Origin of the sequence: Mycobacterium sp. THU-M104, assembly GCF_049197365.1 — a bacterium.
Taxonomy (GTDB): Bacteria; Actinomycetota; Actinomycetes; order Mycobacteriales; family Mycobacteriaceae; genus Mycobacterium.
Genome location: NZ_JBMIOP010000055.1, coordinates 1 through 2,291 on the forward strand (window position 1 = coordinate 1; position 2,291 = coordinate 2,291).

The 2,291-nt window shown below is 68.6% G+C and carries 2 protein-coding genes and 1 pseudogene; 2 read left to right on the forward strand and 1 reads right to left on the reverse strand.

Going from position 1 to position 2,291, the window contains the following annotated elements:
• Positions 1-159 precede the first annotated feature (159 nt).
• Together ACOJVU_RS05820 and ACOJVU_RS05825 are read left to right on the forward strand one after the other, a co-directional pair.
• Entirely contained in the window at positions 160-1,464 is a 1,305-nt protein-coding gene (locus tag ACOJVU_RS05820; RefSeq protein WP_421528905.1) for a PPE family protein, read from the forward strand.
• A gap of 293 nt (positions 1,465-1,757) precedes the next feature.
• On the forward strand, positions 1,758-2,168 hold the full coding sequence (locus ACOJVU_RS05825) for a hypothetical protein (RefSeq protein WP_421528906.1): 411 nt from the start codon (positions 1,758-1,760) through the stop codon (positions 2,166-2,168).
• Positions 2,169-2,195: 27 nt separating this feature from the next.
• On the opposite strand, the pseudogene ACOJVU_RS05830 reads toward ACOJVU_RS05825, so the two are convergent.
• Positions 2,196-2,291 (reverse strand): annotated as a pseudogene (locus ACOJVU_RS05830) (IS5 family transposase); the annotation flags it as partial.

Consider the following 2,291-nt stretch of genomic DNA (forward strand, 5'->3'; position numbering starts at 1 on the left):
CGATTGGCCAAGGCGAAGTAGTGCAAGCCTCCACGCGCTCACTATGCGTGAGGCACCAGCTACCGCTTCGCGCTCACTTTTACGTGAGGCACCTCGATCGTGGCCGCTGTTCCAGAGCGACCAGCGGCGGGGGGATTGGAGATTGTTGCTACCCAAGGGATGCTGTTGCAAACTACTTGCAGTTTCGATGCACCTGAGATCAACTCCGGCCGGATGTATTCGGGCGACGGGTCGCAGTCCATGATGTCGGCCGCGTCGGCCTGGGATTTCTTGGCAGCCGAATTGCATTCGGCTGCGGCGGCGTTCACGTCGACCGTGTCGGGGTTGGCCGGTCACCGATGGCAGGGCTCCGCGTCGGTGCCGATGACGGCCGCGGCGGCCGCGCACGTGGGGTGGGTCAATACCGTGGCCGCGCAGGCCGAGCAGACCGCCGGTGCGGCCAGGACGGCCGCCGCGGCGTTCGAGTCGGCGTTCGAGTCGGCGTTCGCCGCGACGGTGGCACCGCCGGTGATCGCGGCAAACCGAGCCCAGCTCGCGTTGTTGGTGGCGACGAACCTGCTGGGTCAAAACGCCCCGGCGATCGCGGCCACCGAAGCCCACTACGCCGAGATGTGGGCCCAGGATGCGGCCGCGATGTATGGCTACGCGGGTGATTCGGCGCTCGCCACGCGGCTGAGCGCGTTCACCGCGGCCCCGCGGGCCACCAATCCGTCTGCCGCGGCGAGTCAGGCCGCCGCAACGGCGCAGGCCGCCAGCACGAGTACGAAGGGCGCGTTGACGCAGTTGATCTCCGCTGTACCCACCACCCTGCAAACGCTGGCCTCGCCCGCCGCCTCCGCGACGGCCGGCACCCCGAGTGCGGCCAGCAGCATCAGCGCGTCGGCGTCGTCGGCGTCGTCGGGGTTGTTGAGCTTGCTGGCCGGCAACAGCACCTCGACCACGGGGTGGGCGGGAATGTTCAATGACATTTTCAGCAGCAACGGTCTGGGTTTGAATTCCAACCTCTGGAACACGGTCTTCTCGTCCGGTTTTTACATGCCCGGCAACTTCGCCGCCGGTGATCTGCTGGCCCTGGTCGGCATGGTTGCGGACTCCGGTGGGGCCGAAGCGCTCAATGCTGCCGGGCAGGCCGCCTCCGGCGGGCTCGGGGGTGTTTTGCCCCTTCCGGCGGGTGGGCTCGGCAGTTTGGGTAGTGCGATTGCGGCAGAGGCGGGTAAGGCCGCGACGATTGGGCCGTTGTCGGTTCCGCCCGCGTGGACGCCGGTTATCCCGCCGACGCTGGGCGCGACCCTGGGAAACGTCCCGCTGACCGCGCCGGGCGTCGGCGCACGGGCCGCGCCCGGCGTGCAAGGCCCGCCATCATTCGTACCACCCATGGCGCTCGGGCGCGGCGGACCCCCGATCGTCCTGCCCGACAACCGGTTTCTCGCCCGGCCGGCCATGATCCCCAGCTGGAGCGTCTGAGAACCTCGAGCAGCCTGGTGGGTATACGCCCCCCTGCGCGCCGGACAGTGCGGCTTCGTCCCCCAGATACCCCCCAGATACCCCGCGTTTGATACCCCGCATTCCGGCCGTTGGCTCGCGGCATGGACACGCACCGGCATCGCCGCTTGGGGAACGCACACCGGACTTTGATCGTTCTCACAGGTCGGTGGGGGGCGCCCCCCACTAAAATGGACGCCACTGTGAGGCTTGGGTGTGGCGGTACGGGTCGACGGTGGTGGCCGGCGGCCGCGGCCCTGATCGCACTGTGCGTCTTGGCCGCCGTCACGACCGGTTGGGCAGCCCGGGGCACCGCGGTTTCCACTGCCATCGTCCCGCAGCGGGCATCCACGTCCCAGGGAACTCACCGCGCGGTCGACGCTCAGCTGCACCGCGACCAGCGGGCCCAATCCGTCGTCGACGCTCAGCTGCACCGCGACCAGCGGGCCCGATCCGTCGTCGACGACGGCTTCTCCAGCGACCGATCGCCGATGCATCAGAAAAAGAATGCCTGGATGACCCGCGACCGGCCGCCGACCGGAACCCGCACCGCCACCCAAGTGGTGCGGTCCCCGTTGCCTGCCGTGGCACCGTACTGCCGGCCGGGCTACATCAACGCGCGCGCACCCGCGGCTGCCGCCGGGCATCGCGACATTCTCACTCAGCTCTGCGTTGCACGCTGCTGACAGGCCGGCATCGGACCGGCTGCGCACCTAGGGCGTGTCTCCCAATTGGTTGTTTCCGACGCGGGAATGGATTACGGCGCAGGCTAATAGGACACCGCCGAGGTAGGTTAGGGCGTATTTGTC